This is a genomic window from Pseudotabrizicola sp. 4114, assembly GCF_031457365.1.
Taxonomy (GTDB): Bacteria; Pseudomonadota; Alphaproteobacteria; order Rhodobacterales; family Rhodobacteraceae; genus Pseudotabrizicola.
Genome location: NZ_JAVDWP010000001.1, coordinates 78808 through 92791, shown reverse-complemented (window position 1 = coordinate 92791; position 13984 = coordinate 78808). Strand labels below are relative to the sequence as shown.

General features: G+C 63.2%; 16 protein-coding genes. 10 read left to right on the top strand and 6 right to left on the bottom strand.

Going from position 1 to position 13984, the window contains the following annotated elements; translation table 11 throughout:
* Positions 1 to 17: 17 nt before the first annotated feature.
* Positions 18 to 488 carry a transcription elongation factor GreA gene (greA, locus tag J2X53_RS00445; RefSeq protein WP_349035523.1) on the bottom strand — a complete coding sequence of 157 codons (471 nt, stop codon included), beginning with the start codon at positions 486 to 488 and terminating at the stop codon, positions 18 to 20.
* Positions 489 to 788: 300 nt separating this feature from the next.
* Here greA and J2X53_RS00440 point away from each other — a divergent pair, with 300 nt between their 5' ends.
* From J2X53_RS00440 to J2X53_RS00425, 4 genes are all read left to right on the top strand, one after another.
* Positions 789 to 2438 carry an electron transfer flavoprotein-ubiquinone oxidoreductase gene (locus J2X53_RS00440; protein WP_349035522.1) on the top strand — a complete coding sequence of 550 codons (1650 nt, stop codon included), beginning with the start codon at positions 789 to 791 and terminating at the stop codon, positions 2436 to 2438.
* Complete coding sequence (locus J2X53_RS00435; RefSeq protein WP_349035521.1) at positions 2435 to 2875, top strand: hypothetical protein; 441 nt, start codon at positions 2435 to 2437, stop codon at positions 2873 to 2875. The genes J2X53_RS00440 and J2X53_RS00435 overlap by 4 nt, the downstream gene beginning before the upstream one ends.
* Positions 2876 to 2971: 96 nt before the next feature.
* On the top strand, positions 2972 to 4717 hold the full coding sequence (locus J2X53_RS00430; RefSeq protein WP_349035520.1) for a tetratricopeptide repeat protein: 1746 nt from the start codon (positions 2972 to 2974) through the stop codon (positions 4715 to 4717).
* Entirely contained in the window at positions 4707 to 5546 is an 840-nt protein-coding gene (locus J2X53_RS00425; protein WP_349035519.1) for a 4-(cytidine 5'-diphospho)-2-C-methyl-D-erythritol kinase, read from the top strand. The genes J2X53_RS00430 and J2X53_RS00425 overlap by 11 nt, the downstream gene beginning before the upstream one ends.
* On the opposite strand, the gene J2X53_RS00420 is transcribed toward J2X53_RS00425, so the two are convergent.
* A complete protein-coding gene (locus J2X53_RS00420) occupies positions 5539 to 6540 on the bottom strand; it encodes a polyprenyl synthetase family protein (protein ID WP_349036267.1) in 1002 nt (333 codons plus the stop codon). The genes J2X53_RS00425 and J2X53_RS00420 overlap by 8 nt on opposite strands.
* A gap of 69 nt (positions 6541 to 6609) precedes the next feature.
* On the opposite strand from J2X53_RS00420, the gene J2X53_RS00415 reads away from it, so the two are divergent.
* The 3 genes from J2X53_RS00415 (at position 6610) to J2X53_RS00405 (ending at position 7863) form a co-directional block, all read left to right on the top strand.
* A complete protein-coding gene (locus J2X53_RS00415; protein ID WP_118150197.1) occupies positions 6610 to 6825 on the top strand; it encodes a DUF2007 domain-containing protein in 216 nt (71 codons plus the stop codon).
* A gap of 14 nt (positions 6826 to 6839) precedes the next feature.
* Positions 6840 to 7595, top strand: a complete 756-nt coding sequence (locus J2X53_RS00410; protein WP_349035518.1) for a methyltransferase — start codon at positions 6840 to 6842, stop codon at positions 7593 to 7595.
* A 100-nt stretch (positions 7596 to 7695) separates the two neighbouring features.
* Positions 7696 to 7863: a YdcH family protein gene (locus J2X53_RS00405; protein ID WP_118150195.1), complete on the top strand. Its 168-nt coding sequence runs from the start codon at positions 7696 to 7698 to the stop codon at positions 7861 to 7863.
* Positions 7864 to 7865: 2 nt separating this feature from the next.
* On the opposite strand, the gene J2X53_RS00400 is transcribed toward J2X53_RS00405, so the two are convergent.
* A complete protein-coding gene (locus tag J2X53_RS00400) occupies positions 7866 to 8738 on the bottom strand; it encodes an EamA family transporter (protein WP_349036266.1) in 873 nt (290 codons plus the stop codon).
* A 185-nt stretch (positions 8739 to 8923) separates the two neighbouring features.
* Here J2X53_RS00400 and J2X53_RS00395 point away from each other — a divergent pair, with 185 nt between their 5' ends.
* On the top strand, positions 8924 to 9067 hold the full coding sequence (locus tag J2X53_RS00395) for a hypothetical protein (protein WP_349035517.1): 144 nt from the start codon (positions 8924 to 8926) through the stop codon (positions 9065 to 9067).
* Between the two features lie 66 nt (positions 9068 to 9133).
* On the opposite strand, the gene J2X53_RS00390 is transcribed toward J2X53_RS00395, so the two are convergent.
* The 3 genes from J2X53_RS00390 to J2X53_RS00380 form a co-directional block, all read right to left on the bottom strand.
* The gene (locus J2X53_RS00390) at positions 9134 to 9859 is read right to left on the bottom strand and encodes a beta-ketoacyl-ACP reductase (RefSeq protein ID WP_349035516.1); all 726 of its coding nucleotides are present in this window, start codon (positions 9857 to 9859) and stop codon (positions 9134 to 9136) included.
* A 104-nt stretch (positions 9860 to 9963) separates the two neighbouring features.
* Positions 9964 to 11136: an acetyl-CoA C-acetyltransferase gene (locus J2X53_RS00385; protein WP_349035515.1), complete on the bottom strand. Its 1173-nt coding sequence runs from the start codon at positions 11134 to 11136 to the stop codon at positions 9964 to 9966.
* A gap of 129 nt (positions 11137 to 11265) precedes the next feature.
* Complete coding sequence (locus tag J2X53_RS00380) at positions 11266 to 12102, bottom strand: EAL domain-containing protein (RefSeq protein ID WP_349035514.1); 837 nt, start codon at positions 12100 to 12102, stop codon at positions 11266 to 11268.
* A 112-nt stretch (positions 12103 to 12214) separates the two neighbouring features.
* Here J2X53_RS00380 and J2X53_RS00375 point away from each other — a divergent pair, with 112 nt between their 5' ends.
* Both J2X53_RS00375 and mnmH read left to right on the top strand, forming a co-directional pair.
* Complete coding sequence (locus J2X53_RS00375; protein WP_349035513.1) at positions 12215 to 12796, top strand: DNA-3-methyladenine glycosylase I; 582 nt, start codon at positions 12215 to 12217, stop codon at positions 12794 to 12796.
* Between the two features lie 121 nt (positions 12797 to 12917).
* Positions 12918 to 13964, top strand: a complete 1047-nt coding sequence (mnmH, locus tag J2X53_RS00370) for a tRNA 2-selenouridine(34) synthase MnmH (RefSeq protein WP_349036265.1) — start codon at positions 12918 to 12920, stop codon at positions 13962 to 13964.
* The last annotated feature ends 20 nt before the right edge of the window (positions 13965 to 13984 follow it).

Here is a 13984-nt window from a genome sequence, read left to right as displayed (position 1 = left end):
CGTTCCGTTCCGGGGGATCAGACGTAACGAATGCTTAACACTTCATAGCTGCGATCACCGCCGGGAGTTTTCACCTCGACGCTGTCGCCTTCGTCCTTGCCGATCAGGGCACGGGCCAGGGGGGAGCGGATGTTGAGCAGACCGCGTTCGATATCGGCCTCATTCTCACCGACGATCTGGTATTTCTTTTCCTCGTCGGTGTCTTCATCGACCAGAACCACCGTCGCCCCGAATTTGATCGAGCCGGACAGTTTGGTCGGGTCAATCACCTCGGCCAGCGACAGGATGCCTTCGAGTTCCTTGATCCGGCCCTCGATGAACGACTGCTTTTCGCGGGCGGAATGATACTCGGCGTTTTCGGACAGATCGCCATGCTCGCGCGCCTCGGCAATAGCGCGGATCACCGCCGGGCGCTCCACCGATTTGAGGATTTTCAGCTCTTCGTCCAGAGCATCATACCCACCGCGGGTCATCGGGATCTTTTCCATCGTCATCTTCCACGAAAAGGGAGGCCACGGCCCCTGTCGGGGGCCATGGCCCGTCACTAACTGAGTATCACCCAAACGGATGGCGGGATGAATTGCAAGAGGCGATGGCGTGGCGGGATGGCAGCTTGTCGCTCAGGGAACAGAAAAGCCGTGACGGGGCAGTAATAAAATTACGGGAATGCTGCATTGCGGCACTGTGATGTTGCGTTACGGTTGACCCCAAGCCTGCCTTGGGGCAATGACGATGCCAGCAAAATCACCAGATCAGACACGGGCCCCGCCCGTCAGCGGAGACGAGAGATGAGCCAGATTGTGCGCGAAAAGATGGAATATGACGTGGTGATCGTCGGCGCTGGCCCGGCGGGCCTGTCTGCCGCGATCCGGCTGAAGCAGCTGGATGCCGATCTGTCGGTCGTGGTGCTGGAAAAAGGGTCCGAGGTCGGGGCGCATATCCTGTCGGGTGCGGTGCTGGACCCGTCGGGTCTGGATGCGCTGCTGCCCGACTGGCGCAGCATGGGGGCACCGATCAAGACGCTGGTGAAAGAAGACAATTTCTACATGCTCGGGCCTGCGGGTCAGATCCGCATCCCGAACTTTCCGATGCCGCCCTTGATGAACAATCACGGCAATTTCATCGTGTCGATGGGCAATGTCTGCCGCTGGATGGCGGGTGTGGCCGAAGGGCTGGGGGTAGAGATTTTCCCCGGCATGTCGTGCTCTGAACTGGTGTTTGACGGGGATCGCGTCGCCGGTGTGGTCGCGGGCGAGTTCGGGCGCGATCCGGCGACCGGGGAGCCGGGGCCAAGCTATGAACCCGGGATGGAGCTGCTTGGCAAGTATGTGTTCCTGTCCGAAGGCGTGCGCGGGTCCTTGGCCAAGGTCGTGATGGACCGCTATGAGCTGTCCAAGGGCCATTGCCCGCAGAAGTTTGGCCTTGGCATGAAGGAAATCTGGGAGATTGACCCCGCCAAGCATCGTGAGGGCACCGTGACCCATACGATGGGCTGGCCGCTGGGCAGCAATGCCGGGGGCGGGTCGTTCATCTATCATCTTGAAAAAAATCAGGTTTATGTCGGGTTCGTGGTCCATTTGAACTATGAGAACCCGCACCTGTACCCGTATATGGAATTCCAGCGCTTCAAGCATCACCCGATGGTTGCCGAGCTGTTGGCGGGCGGCAAGCGTGTGGCCTATGGCGCGCGGGCGATTTCCGAGGGCGGCTGGCAGTCGATGCCCAAGATGGTGGCACCAGGCGTGGCGCTGCTGGGCTGTTCGGTCGGCATGGTCAACGTGCCGCGCATCAAGGGCAACCACAATGCCATGCTGTCGGGCAAGGCCGCAGCAGAGGCGGCCCATGCGGCGATCAAGGCCGGGCGTCAGGGCGATGAGCTGACGGCATACGAGACCGAGGTGCGCGGTGGCGCGATTGGCGCTGACCTGAAAAAGGTGCGCAATGTCAAACCGCTGTGGTCGAAATTCGGGCTGGTCGCCAGCCTGATTGCGGGCGGTCTGGACATGTGGACCAACACCTTGGGCTTTTCACTGTTCGGCACGTTGAAGCATGGCAAATCTGATGCGGCGGCCACCGGGCTGGCCAAGGATTTCGCGCCGATCGACTATCCGCGCCCCGATGGCAAGCTGTCGTTCGACCGGCTGACCAATGTGGCCTACAGCTTTACCAACCATGACGAGGCGCAGCCTTCGCATCTGAAACTGCGCGATCCGTCGATTCCGATCGCGGTCAACCTGCCCAAATATGCCGAACCGGCGCAGCGCTATTGCCCGGCCGGGGTGTATGAGGTGGTGGCCGAAGACGGCAAAGACCCGCGCTTTGTGATCAACTTTCAGAACTGCGTGCATTGCAAGACCTGCGACATCAAAGACCCCAGCCAGAACATCGTCTGGACCACGCCGCAGGGCGCGGGCGGGCCGAACTATCCCAACATGTGACGCGCGCCATGACCGGGCCGGGGCGCGAAGACATTGTGATGTTTATCGAACGCCGGTCCGGGCGGCGGCTGAGCGCAGTGCAAGAGGCCGATGTGCTGGCGGCGCTGGATCTGGACGGCGACGCGGCATCCGGCTTTATGGACGCGTTTGCAACCGGGTTCGGGGTGGATCTGAGCGGCTATGCGCCCGCGTTTCACCACCGCGATGAGGGGCGGGTGTTGCGCCCCGGCTGGCCGATTGCCCCGCCCCATCTGTTCGGGGTGCGGCTGCCGGTCTCGGTCAGCACCCTGACGCTGGCGGCGCAGACCGGGCGCTGGCCGGTGATCTATCCTGTCCTGCCGCCAGCGCCGTCGCGGCAATGGCTGAATGTGCCGCTGATCCTGATCGGGCTGCCGGTTCTGGCGGCGGCAGCGATTGCCATGGTCCGGATGTTCTGACATTTGCGCGATCATCGCCGCAGACAGCCCCCTGCCATTGCCAGTGGCGCGGGCGGGGGCTAGCTTTGCACTGTCTTTCATATGAAAAGTGCCCAAATGACCCACGCCCTGCCGCCCCGCCTGACTGCCCTTTTGCTGGCGGCCGTGATTTCCGTACAACCCGGCCTTTTGTCCGCGCAGACCGACCCGGTGCCAGAGGCGGCCATAAGTGCGGAACCCGGCGATGCCGGGGCCTATCTGGCAGCGCGGTCGGCGGCATCACAAAGCGATTTCCGTGAGGGTGCGCGCTGGTTTGCCAGAGCGCTGGAAAGCGACCCCGACAATCTGGTGATGCTGGAGGGCGCGGTTCTGTCATTCATCGGCGTCGGCGATTTCGGGAACGCCGCCACAGCCGCGACACGCATGACCGCGCTGGAGGGCCGCAGCATCGGGGCCAGCATCGCGCTTTTGGTCCGCGATGTGCAGGCCGAAGATTATGACGCCGTTCTGGCCATTCCCGAGACCCGCAAGATCGGCAATCTGCTGGATGATCTGGTGCAGGCCTGGGGCGAGTTCGGCAAGGGCCGGATGTCAGAAGCGGTGGCAGCCTTTGACACGATTGCCGCTACCGAGGGGCTGAAGGCCTTTGGCCTGTATCACAAGGCGCTGGCTTTGGCCGCGGTGGGCGATTTCGAGGGCGCGGATGACATTTTGTCGGGCCGCGCCGAGGGGCCGCTGGTGGTGAACCGGCGGGGCATCATCGCGCATGTGCAGATCCTGAGCCAGCTGGAGAAGTCCGACGAGGCGCTGGCGCTGCTGGAACGCAGCTTCGGCACCGAGCCGGAGCCGGAAATCATGGCGATGCGCAGCGCGCTGGAGGCAGGCACGCCGCTGGCTTTTGATGTGGTGCAGACTGCAAAAGATGGCATTGCCGAGGTGTTCTTTACCGTCGCCGTGGCCCTGAACGGTGAGGCCGAGGATGGCTATACCGTTCTCTATGCCCGTGCGGCCCTTGACCTGAATCCCCGCCATGCCGAGGCGCTGTTGTTGTCGGCCGGCCTGTTGGAACAGTTGCGGCAGTTTGAACTGGCGGGCGATACGTATGCGTTGTTGCCAGCCGATCAACCGGCATTTCATGCCGCTGAAATCGGCCGCAGCGCGACTCTGATCGCACTGGACCGGCAGGATGAGGCACTCGCGGCGCTCAAGGCGCTGACCGAAAGCCACCCGCAACTGCAGCTTGTCCATATGGCGTATGGCGATACCCTGCGCCGGGCCGAGCGGTTTGAAGAGGCCGCTGCCGCCTATGATACCGCGCTTGCGCTGGTGGCCGAGCCATCAGAGCGGCATTGGGGCCTGTTCTACTCTCGCGCGGTGGCGCAGGAACGTTCGGGCCAGTGGGACAAGGCCGAAGCCGACTTCCGCAAGGCGCTGGAGCTGAACCCCGATCAGCCGCAGGTGCTGAATTATCTGGGCTACAGCTTTGTCGACCGCGGCGAAAACCTGGAAGAAGCGTTGGGCATGATCGAGCGTGCGGTCGCCGCGCGCCCGGATGCAGGCTATATCATCGACTCGCTGGCCTGGGCCTATTTCCGGCTGGGCCGCTATGCCGATGCCCTGCCGCAGATGGAACGCGCCAGTGAGCTGGAGCCGGTCGACCCGGTGGTGACCGACCATCTGGGCGATGTCTATTGGGCGGTGGGCCGGCATCTGGAGGCACGCTTTCAGTGGCGGCGCGCGCTGTCGTTTGACCCCAAGGAAGAGGATGCCACGCGCATCCGCCGCAAGCTGGAGATCGGGCTGGATGCGGTGCTGGCCGAAGAGGGCGCGCCGTCGCTGCAAGCGGTGGCGAATGGCAACTGATACGGTTGAAGAATTTGCCCCTGCCAAGATCAACCTGAGCCTGCATGTCACCGGGCAAAGGGCAGATGGCTATCACCTGCTGGACTCTCTGGTGGTGTTTGCCAATGTGGGCGACCGTCTCTCACTGCGTGCGGACGACCGGCTGAGCCTGCAGATCACCGGGCCGCAGGCAGCAGCCTTGCCGGTGCAGGATGACAACCTTGTGCTGCGCGCGGCACGGCTGATGCGGATGACGGCGGCGATCACGCTGGACAAGCAACTGCCGGTGGCCTCGGGCATCGGCGGCGGTTCGGCCGATGCGGCGGCGACCTTGCGGGCATTGGCGCGGCTGGGGCAATGTGCGCGGCCACAGGACGCGGATGTGCTGGCGCTGGGGGCAGATGTGCCGGTGTGTCTGCACGGTCACGCGGTACGGATGCAAGGCGTGGGTGAGGTGCTGACCCCGGTGCCGCCCTTGCCAGAGGCGTGGCTGGTGCTGGTCAATCCGGGGGTGGCGGTTTCAACGCCGCAGGTGTTTCAGGGCATGACCGACAAGACCAATACACCGATGCCAGAGATGCCGCGCCTGCCCTCTGTCACCGCGCTTGCGGCGTTTTTACAGGCGATGCGCAGTGACATGGAAGCGTCCGCGTCGGCGCTTGCGCCGGTGATCGGCGCGGTCCGGCTGGCGCTGGGGGCGCAACACGGCTGTCTGCTGGCGCGGATGTCGGGGTCGGGGGCCACCTGTTTCGGGCTGTTTGCCGACGGCCCGACCGCTCAGGCCGCCGCCCGTGAACTTCGGGCGGCGCAGCCGGAATGGTGGGTCGCCCCGGCGCGGATGCTCAGCTGATCCGCTCGACCACGTAATCCGCCAGATCGGCCAGCATGTCGCGCAGATCATGCGCGGGCAGATGATCCAGCGCCGTGCGGGCCTTTGCCGCCCAAGCCAGCGCATCCTGACGCGCCACCTCCATCGTGCCATGGCCCGCCATGATCGCGCGGGCGCGGTCCAGATCGCCGTCGTGCTGGTCGCCTTTTTCGATCACCCGCTCCCAGAATGCCCGTTCCTCGGGGGTCGCCAGGGCCACGGCCTTGATGACGGGCAGGGTCAGCTTGCGCTCGCGGAAATCGTCGCCGGTGTTCTTGCCGATCAGCGCATCGGTGCCGCCGTAATCGAGCAGGTCATCGACGATCTGGAACGCGATGCCAAGCGCATCGCCATAATCGTAAAGCGCCTTGACCTGTTCCGGCGCGGCCCCCGCGATCACGCCGCCCACCTCGGTCGCGGCAGAAAACAGCGCCGCCGTCTTGCCGCGCACCACCTTGAGATACACCGACTCGTCCGTCCGCAGATCCTGGGCTGCGGTCAGTTGCAGCACCTCCCCCTCGGCAATCACCGCCGAGGCGTTGGACAGGATCGCCAGCACCCGCATATTGCCGGTTTCGGTCATCAGCTGAAAGCTGCGGGCGAACAGGTAGTCACCCACCAGCACGCTGGATTTGTTGTCCCACAACAGGTTGGCCGTCGGCCGGCCGCGCCGCTGGCTGCTTTCATCGACCACATCATCATGCAACAGGGTGGCGGTGTGGATGAACTCCACCGTTGCCGCCAGATGCACATGGAACGGACCATCATAGCCACAAAGCCGCGCGGCGGCGAGCGTCAGCAGCGGGCGCAGACGCTTGCCCCCGGCCTCAATCAGATGCGCGGTGACCTCGGGGATGCGCGGCGCGTGTTCGCTGGCCATGCGGTCGCGGATCAGCAGATTGACGGCTGCCATATCGCCTGCCAGCCATGCCGACAGCCGTTCCTGCGGCTTTTGCGCGGCTTGCTCTGCTGCCATGTGATCCAAACTCATCCCCTGTAAGCTCCACTCTCGCCTTTTCATGGAAAAGACCATAAATCTGGGCCGATGAAAGAGCTATTGCGCACAACAGACATCACGGTGATCGCCTATGCACAGGCCCTGCTTCAGGGCGAGGGTATAGCGACCTTTGAAATGGACGTCCACATGAGCATCCTTGATGGCAGCCTTGGCATATTGCCGCGCCGGTTGATGGTGCGGGATCAGGATCTGTTCATGGCCCGCATTGTCATGCGCGACAATGAAATCGACCTTGGCCAATAGAATGGTGACCCCCGATGTTTGCCGACGCCGATCTGACCGATGACAAGTTCCTGTGCGGCAAGCTGACCCTGTTGCAGCCGGTCCGGGGGTATCGGGCGGCGACCGATCCGGTCCTGCTGGCGGCCGCCTGTCCCGTGCGGGCGGGCGAGCGGGTGCTGGATATCGGCTGCGGCGCGGGGGCGGCCAGCCTGTGTCTGGGTGTGCGGGTGCCCGGCGCGCAGCTCTGGGGGCTGGAGGTGCAGCCCGGCTATGCCGAGCTGGCCCGGCGCAACGCCGCGCGCAACGGCCTTGCGATGCAGGTGCATGATGGCGATCTGGCGCAGATGCCCGCCGCCCTGCGCATCGACTTTGACCATGTGATCATGAACCCGCCCTATTACCCGCCCGAGGGCACCCGGTCGCCGGTGCCGGAACGGGCGCGGGCGATGCAGGTCGATCTGCCGCTGGGCGACTGGGTGCAGGCGGGCGCGCGCAGGCTGGCCCCCGGCGGCTGGCTGACACTGATCTGCACGACCGACGGGCTGCCCGCAGTGCTGGCCGGAATGGCCAAACTGGGGTCGATCGCCGTATTGCCGCTGGCCCCGCGCGAAGGGCGCAGACCCCTGCGCATCATCGTGCAGGCGCGCAAGGGCGGGCGGGGGCCGTTCCGTCTGCTGGCGCCGTTTGTGATTCATGCCGGATTGACCCATGACGGCGACCGCGAGAATTACACGCCAGAGGCGAGCGATGTCCTGCGCAATGGCAGCGACCTTTTGGCGCGTTTTCGCTGAATTTGCTGTAATCCGCGTGATCGGGCTGTCGATTTTTGGCGACACGACTCAGCTCTTGTGATGCAATCGTCATGTTAGAACCGACCATAGGAGGGTTAATATGACCGTTGCTTCGCATCTGCAGGAACTGCGCCGCAAGCATGAGCACCTCTCGGAACAGGTGGAGCGTGAGCAGCGCAGCCCGGCAACGGATGCACTGAAGATCGCCGACATGAAGAAACAGAAAATGAAGCTGAAGGAAGAGATCACCCGCCTTATGCAGGCGTGACGTCAGCGTGACTTTGCCCCGGTGGCGCTTGCGCGCGCTGCCAGGGCGGCGCCCCCGGCGATCAACAGTGCCGCCGCCCCGATAACCGGGGTGGCAGGTGTGATCCCGGCAGCGATCAATGCCAGCGTCGACAGCAAAGGCGCAGCATAAGAGGCGACACCCAAGAGCTGGATGTCGCCTCTTTTCATCCCGATGTCCCAGGTGAAAAATGCCAGCCCCACCGGGCCCAGCCCCAGCGCCAGAACCGCCAGCCAGCCCAGCGGATCGGCCGGCCAGACCGTTTCCTCCAGCGCCAGATGCGCCACCAGCGACAGCGCGGCCGTGGCCAGACAGAACACGGTGACACTTTCGGTCGGCACCTTGCCCAGACGGCGCGACAGCACCGAATAGGCCGCCCAGGTGATCGCGCAGCCAAAGCCCAGAACCAGACCGGGGGCCGACGCGCCGCCAAGATCAACCCCGCCGCGCAGCACGATCAACGCCGCCCCGGCAAAGGCCACCAGCGCGCCGATGATATGCAGCGCCCGCAACCTCTCACCCGGCAAAAGACCAGAAAACAGCACGATGAACAGCGGCCAGAGATAGGCGATCAAGCCGGTTTCGGCGGTCGGTGCGATGCGAAACGCGGTGAAATACAGAAAATGATAGCCAAACAGGCCCAGCGTGCCAAAGGCATAGACCTTCCACGACACGGTGCGCAGCACGGCAAAGCCGCGCCGCGCGGTCCAGATCAGCCCGATCCCGCCGCCGATGCCAAAGCACAGCGCGTTGAGCAGGAACGGCGGCACCGGGGCCGACCCGATGGTGAACAGCGCCAGCAGCGCCCACATCAAAACGGCTGAAAATCCGATAGCGGTCGCCCTGCCTTGCGTCACGTCACTGCCCTTTTCTGACCCCATGCCGCCACGGACCAAACGCGAGCCACAGGCCGGGGTCAAGCCCGCGCTTGCACGCGACGGGCAGCGGGATTGCGCAAAACGCATGGGTTGAGCCCTTGCAAACTGCTGACCTGACTGGCATTTTCAATGACAGGGAGGACATGTCCATAAAGGAATGTCCGATGTTGGAACCGACTGTCAAACTCGATCACGACGCCGTCATGCGCGAGGCGCGTGCGCTGCGGGCAAAAGCCCTTACAGATATGGCACGGAGCATTGTCAGCTTTTTCCGTCGCAAGCCGTTCGGCAATGCCGCAAAAGCGTGACTGACCAAAGCCTGACCGAACAGGGCCGCCCCCACCGGGACGGCCCTTTGCTTTTGGCCTGTGGCGTCAGACGAAATACTGACCGCCGTTCGCGCTGATGGTGGCACCGGTGATGAAACCGGCGTCCTCGGCCGCAAGGAAGACCACGCAGCGCGCGATTTCCTCGGGCTCGCCCAGACGGCCCACGGGAATTTGCGGGATGATGCGTTCGTTCAGCACTTTTTCATCAATCGCGCGCACCATTTCGGTGCCGATATAGCCGGGGCAGATCGCGTTCACCGTGATGCCGGCCCGTGCCCCCTCTTGCGCAAGCGACTTGGTAAAGCCCAGATCGCCCGACTTGGCGGCGGAATAATTTGCCTGCCCGGCCTGCCCCTTTTGACCGTTGATCGACGAAATGTTGATCACCCGGCCAAATTTACGGTCACGCATGCCAGACCACACCGGATGGGTCATGTTGAACAGCCCGCTCAGGTTGGTGTCGATCACCTCTTTCCACTGGCCCGGCGTCATCTTGTGGAACATTGCATCGCGGGTAATTCCCGCATTGTTGACCAGCACATCGACCGGGCCAAGATCCGCCTCGACCTGTTTGATACCTGCGGCGCAGGCGTCATAATCGGCAACGGACCATTTATAGGTCGGAATCCCGGTTTCTTTGGTGAAAGCGTTTGCCGCTTCTTCATTGCCGGCGTAATTCGCGGCGACGGTGTAGCCAGCGGCTTTCAGTGCCACGGAAATCGCCGCGCCAATCCCGCGCGAGCCCCCCGTAACCAATGCAACACGAGCCATGGTATCCTCCCTATTCTGGCATCTCTTGAAATATAGCTATCGCTAAGACAATGGGCGCGCAAGATTATTGCGCGCCCATTATGCAGTCGCAGCAACGATTTATCTTACCGCTCCAGGCACATGGCCACGCCCATACCGCCGCCGATGCACAGGGTTGCCAGACCCTTTTTCGCATCGCGCCGTGCCATTTCGTGCAGCAGCGTGTTCAGGATGCGGCAACCGCTCGCCCCGATCGGGTGGCCGATGGCAATCGCGCCACCGTTCACGTTCACGATCGACGGATCCCAGCCCATATCCTTGTTCACCGCGCAGGCCTGTGCGGCAAAAGCCTCATTCGCCTCGACCAGATCCAGATCGCCGACCGACCAGCCCGCCTTGCCCAGCGCCTTGCGCGACGCATGGATCGGGCCAACGCCCATGATCGACGGGTCAAGCCCGGCCGTGGCATAAGACGCGATTCGGGCGATGACGGTCAGGCCGCGTTTGGCCGCCTCTTCCTCGGTCATCAGCACCACAGCTGCGGCACCGTCGTTGAGACCCGAGGCGTTGCCTGCGGTGACCGACCCATCCTTGGCAAAGGCCGGGCGCAGTTTTTGCATGCTGTCCAGCGTGGCACCGTGGCGGATGTATTCGTCCTGATCCACCACCGTGTCGCCTTTGCGGGTCTTCACGGTAAAGGCAATGATCTCATCTTTGAACTTGCCAGCCTTTTGCGCGGCTTCGGCTTTGTTCTGGCTGGCCAGCGCAAATTCATCCTGCATGTCGCGCGAAATCTGCCACTGGTTGGCGACGTTTTCGGCAGTCTGGCCCATGTGATAGCCGTTGAACGCATCCCACAGCCCGTCACGGATCATCGAATCGATGAAGTTCAGATCGCCCATCTTCTGCCCGGCGCGCAGATGCGCGACATGGGGCGACAGCGACATGTTTTCCTGACCGCCGGCGACAACGATGCGTGCATCGCCCAGTTGCACATGCTGCGCGCCAAGCGCAACAGCGCGCAGGCCCGAGCCGCACACCTGATTGAGCGACCAAGCACTGGCCTCTTTCGCCAGACCGGCCTTGATATGCGCCTGCCGCGCCGGGTTCTGGCCCTGACCTGCGGTCAGCACCTGGCCCAGAATGGTTTCCTCAACCTCGGCCTTGTCGATCCCGGCACGGTCCACCACTGCCGCAATCACGGCGGCTCCCAGGTCATGGGCAGGCGTGTTGGCGAAGGCGCCATTGAAGCTGCCAACTGCGGTCCGTCCCGCGGCAACGATTACGACATTGGTCATATGATCTCTCTCCCTTGGCCAAGGCAGCGGAGGGCCTTTCCTCCGCCTTCCCTTTTGACGTAAAGCCCCATGCTGCAAAGCGCAAGATTCTTGCGCACCAGATATGACCCTGCGTCAACAAAGCCCGCCTCAGGCAGTGTGTTCCCGGGCGTGCGCTGCCCAGGCCGGCGTTACCGAGGGTAAGCCAAACAGATACCCCTGCTGGCAATCCACGCCAAGGGCCTGAAGATATTCAGCATCGGCCAGTGTTTCGACGGATTCCGCGACGCAGAGCATATCGAACTGGCGACCGATCGCCAGCAAGACCGCTGTCACCACCTGATTGTCAGGGTCGGTACTGATATTGCGGATAAACTGGCCGTGGATTTTCAGAATGTCGAAGGCAAAATCCTTGAAATAGCGAATGGCGGTATAGCCTGCGCCAAAATCATCCAGCGCAAAGGCGATCCCCTCCGGCTGCAGATCATCCATAAAGGTTGATACGATTTCCGGCACCAGCATCGCCGAACTTTCGGTGATTTCAAGAATCAACCGCTCCCCCAGTCCGGGATGCCGACGCAGCGCGTTGTGCAGGATTTCTGTCCATTTCGGATAGCCGATTGACCGCGCTGACATATTGACCGAAAGGCGGATTTGCGGTTGCTGTGCCAGCATCGCAAGCCCCATGGCCAACGCAGCACAGTCAATCTCGCGCCCGGTTTCATCCGTCTCTGCCACAGATATGAAATCCCTCGCCGGGATCAGGCGGCCAGACGGGTCCATCACCCGGATCAACCCTTCGTAAAAGGCGATACGGGTGGTATCGGCGGACATGACAACGGGCTGATAGGCCAGCCGCATCCGCCCGGTGCGCAGGGCCTCGCGGACCATGGCAACGGTCTGACGGTCATTCTCAGACACGGCATAGGCCAAGGGGCTGGCCATAGTGTGCGGAACATCCTGCAGCGGAAGTGGTTTCTGCGTCATGTCGTGCCTTTCCTTCAACCCTGCGCCATGATGACGCCGCAAGGGTAAAGCTTGCGTAAAGTTTCTCATTTTGTTCCAATTGTCATGATCACGGGCAAACGGGTGACGAACAATGGACAACGGGGCGTCTTTGCGCTGCGGCTGGTGCGGGACAGAGCAGATTTACATGGATTATCATGACCATGAATGGGGCGTACCAGAACGTGACGGGCGGGCCTTGTGGGAAAAGCTGATCCTGGATGGCTTTCAGGCCGGGTTGAGCTGGATCACCATCCTGAAAAAGCGCGACAGTTTTCGCGCGGCATTTGAAGGATTCCGTCCGGAAATCATCGCCCATTGGGGCGAGGAAGACATCCTCCGCCTGTTGGCCAACCCCGGCATCGTGCGGCACCGGGGCAAGATCGCAGGCACCATCCGCTCGGCACAGGCCTATTTGCGGATCGAGCAGCGCGCGGGATTCTCAGATTTCATCTGGGCGTTTCAGGATGGAAAAGTGCAGCAGAACCAATGGCAAAGCCTGGCACAGGTGCCCGCCCAGACCCCGGTTTCACAGGCGATGTCAAAAGCGTTGAAGGCCGAGGGGTTCACCTATTGCGGGCCAACCATCGTTTATGCCTTCATGCAGGCGACCGGCATGGTCAATGACCATCTGGTGACCTGCCCATCGCATCCGCGCGTGGCGGCGCTGGCCTGAGCGTTCAACCGGAACCGTGCTCGGCCCGCAGCGGAGGATGGCGCAGGGGTCACGGCGCGGCCAACCGGCCTTGCACCCCGCTGCCATCCCGCTAAAGCTGTGGCCGGAAACGGGGCGCATGATGGCCGTAGAACTGACCTCACTGGCCGATGTGCTGGCCCTGCGCTTTGATGACATCATCGACGTGCGGGCCCCGGCAGAGTTTGCCGATGACCATTTGCCGGGTGCGATCTCGCTGCCGGTTCTGGATGATGCCGAACGCGCCCGGATCGGCACGCTCTACAAACAGGTCTCGCCGTTTGACGCGCGCAAGCTTGGCGCGGCGCTGGTGGCGAAAAACGCCGCCGCGCATCTGATGGGGCCCTTGGCCGACCGGCCCGGCGGGTGGCAGCCGCTGGTCTATTGCTGGCGTGGCGGGCAACGCTCGGGGTCATTCGCCACCATCCTGTCCCAGATCGGCTGGCGGGTTCAGATCATCAGCGGCGGCTACAAAAGCTGGCGCAGGCTGGTGGTTGCAGCCTTGCAGGATCAGCCGTTCCCCTGCCCGGTGATCGTGCTCGACGGCAATACCGGCACCGCCAAGACCGACCTTCTGGCCCAGCTGCCTGCCTTGGGCGTGCAGGTGATCGACCTCGAAGGTCTGGCCTGCCATCGCGGCTCGCTGTTCGGGGCCACCGGCCCGCAACCGTCGCAGCGCAGCTTCGAGGGGCAGCTGGCGCTGGCCATCGCCCGGCTGGACCCAACCCGCCCGGTGGTGATCGAGGCGGAAAGCTCCCGCATCGGCAGCCTGAACCTGCCCGCCACGCTCTGGCGCGCCATGGCACAGGCCCCGCGCATCGCGATCACCGCCCCGCTGGAGGCCCGCGCCCGGTATCTGACCCAAGCCTATGCCGACATTGTCGCCGATACCGCGCGGCTGACGGCAGTTCTGCATCAGCTGAAACCCTCGCATCCCGCCAGCCTGATCGCCGACTGGCAGGCACTGGCCGACAGCGGTCAGGTCACCGCCCTCGCCGCCGGTCTGATGCAGGCCCATTATGACCCGCGCTACGCCAAACACCGCGCCCGTAGCACGCATTCCGTGACAGAGATAGCTGCCCAAAGCCTTGACCCCGACAGCCTGCCCGCTCTGGCCCGCCGCATTGCCGACGCCGTCCACCAGCCCTGACTGCCTGCCGGATTGCACCT

Coding starts and splice junctions, on each gene's coding strand:
- greA (WP_349035523.1), bottom strand. CDS start 488: ATGGAAAAGATCCCGATGACCCGCGGTGGGTATGATGCTCTGGACGAA.
- J2X53_RS00440 (WP_349035522.1), top strand. CDS start 789: ATGAGCCAGATTGTGCGCGAAAAGATGGAATATGACGTGGTGATCGTC.
- J2X53_RS00430 (WP_349035520.1), top strand. CDS start 2,972: ATGACCCACGCCCTGCCGCCCCGCCTGACTGCCCTTTTGCTGGCGGCC.
- J2X53_RS00425 (WP_349035519.1), top strand. CDS start 4,707: ATGGCAACTGATACGGTTGAAGAATTTGCCCCTGCCAAGATCAACCTG.
- J2X53_RS00420 (WP_349036267.1), bottom strand. CDS start 6,540: ATGGCAGCAGAGCAAGCCGCGCAAAAGCCGCAGGAACGGCTGTCGGCA.
- J2X53_RS00415 (WP_118150197.1), top strand. CDS start 6,610: ATGAAAGAGCTATTGCGCACAACAGACATCACGGTGATCGCCTATGCA.
- J2X53_RS00410 (WP_349035518.1), top strand. CDS start 6,840: ATGTTTGCCGACGCCGATCTGACCGATGACAAGTTCCTGTGCGGCAAG.
- J2X53_RS00405 (WP_118150195.1), top strand. CDS start 7,696: ATGACCGTTGCTTCGCATCTGCAGGAACTGCGCCGCAAGCATGAGCAC.
- J2X53_RS00395 (WP_349035517.1), top strand. CDS start 8,924: ATGTTGGAACCGACTGTCAAACTCGATCACGACGCCGTCATGCGCGAG.
- J2X53_RS00390 (WP_349035516.1), bottom strand. CDS start 9,859: ATGGCTCGTGTTGCATTGGTTACGGGGGGCTCGCGCGGGATTGGCGCG.
- J2X53_RS00385 (WP_349035515.1), bottom strand. CDS start 11,136: ATGACCAATGTCGTAATCGTTGCCGCGGGACGGACCGCAGTTGGCAGC.
- J2X53_RS00380 (WP_349035514.1), bottom strand. CDS start 12,102: ATGACGCAGAAACCACTTCCGCTGCAGGATGTTCCGCACACTATGGCC.
- J2X53_RS00375 (WP_349035513.1), top strand. CDS start 12,215: ATGGACAACGGGGCGTCTTTGCGCTGCGGCTGGTGCGGGACAGAGCAG.
- mnmH (WP_349036265.1), top strand. CDS start 12,918: ATGGCCGTAGAACTGACCTCACTGGCCGATGTGCTGGCCCTGCGCTTT.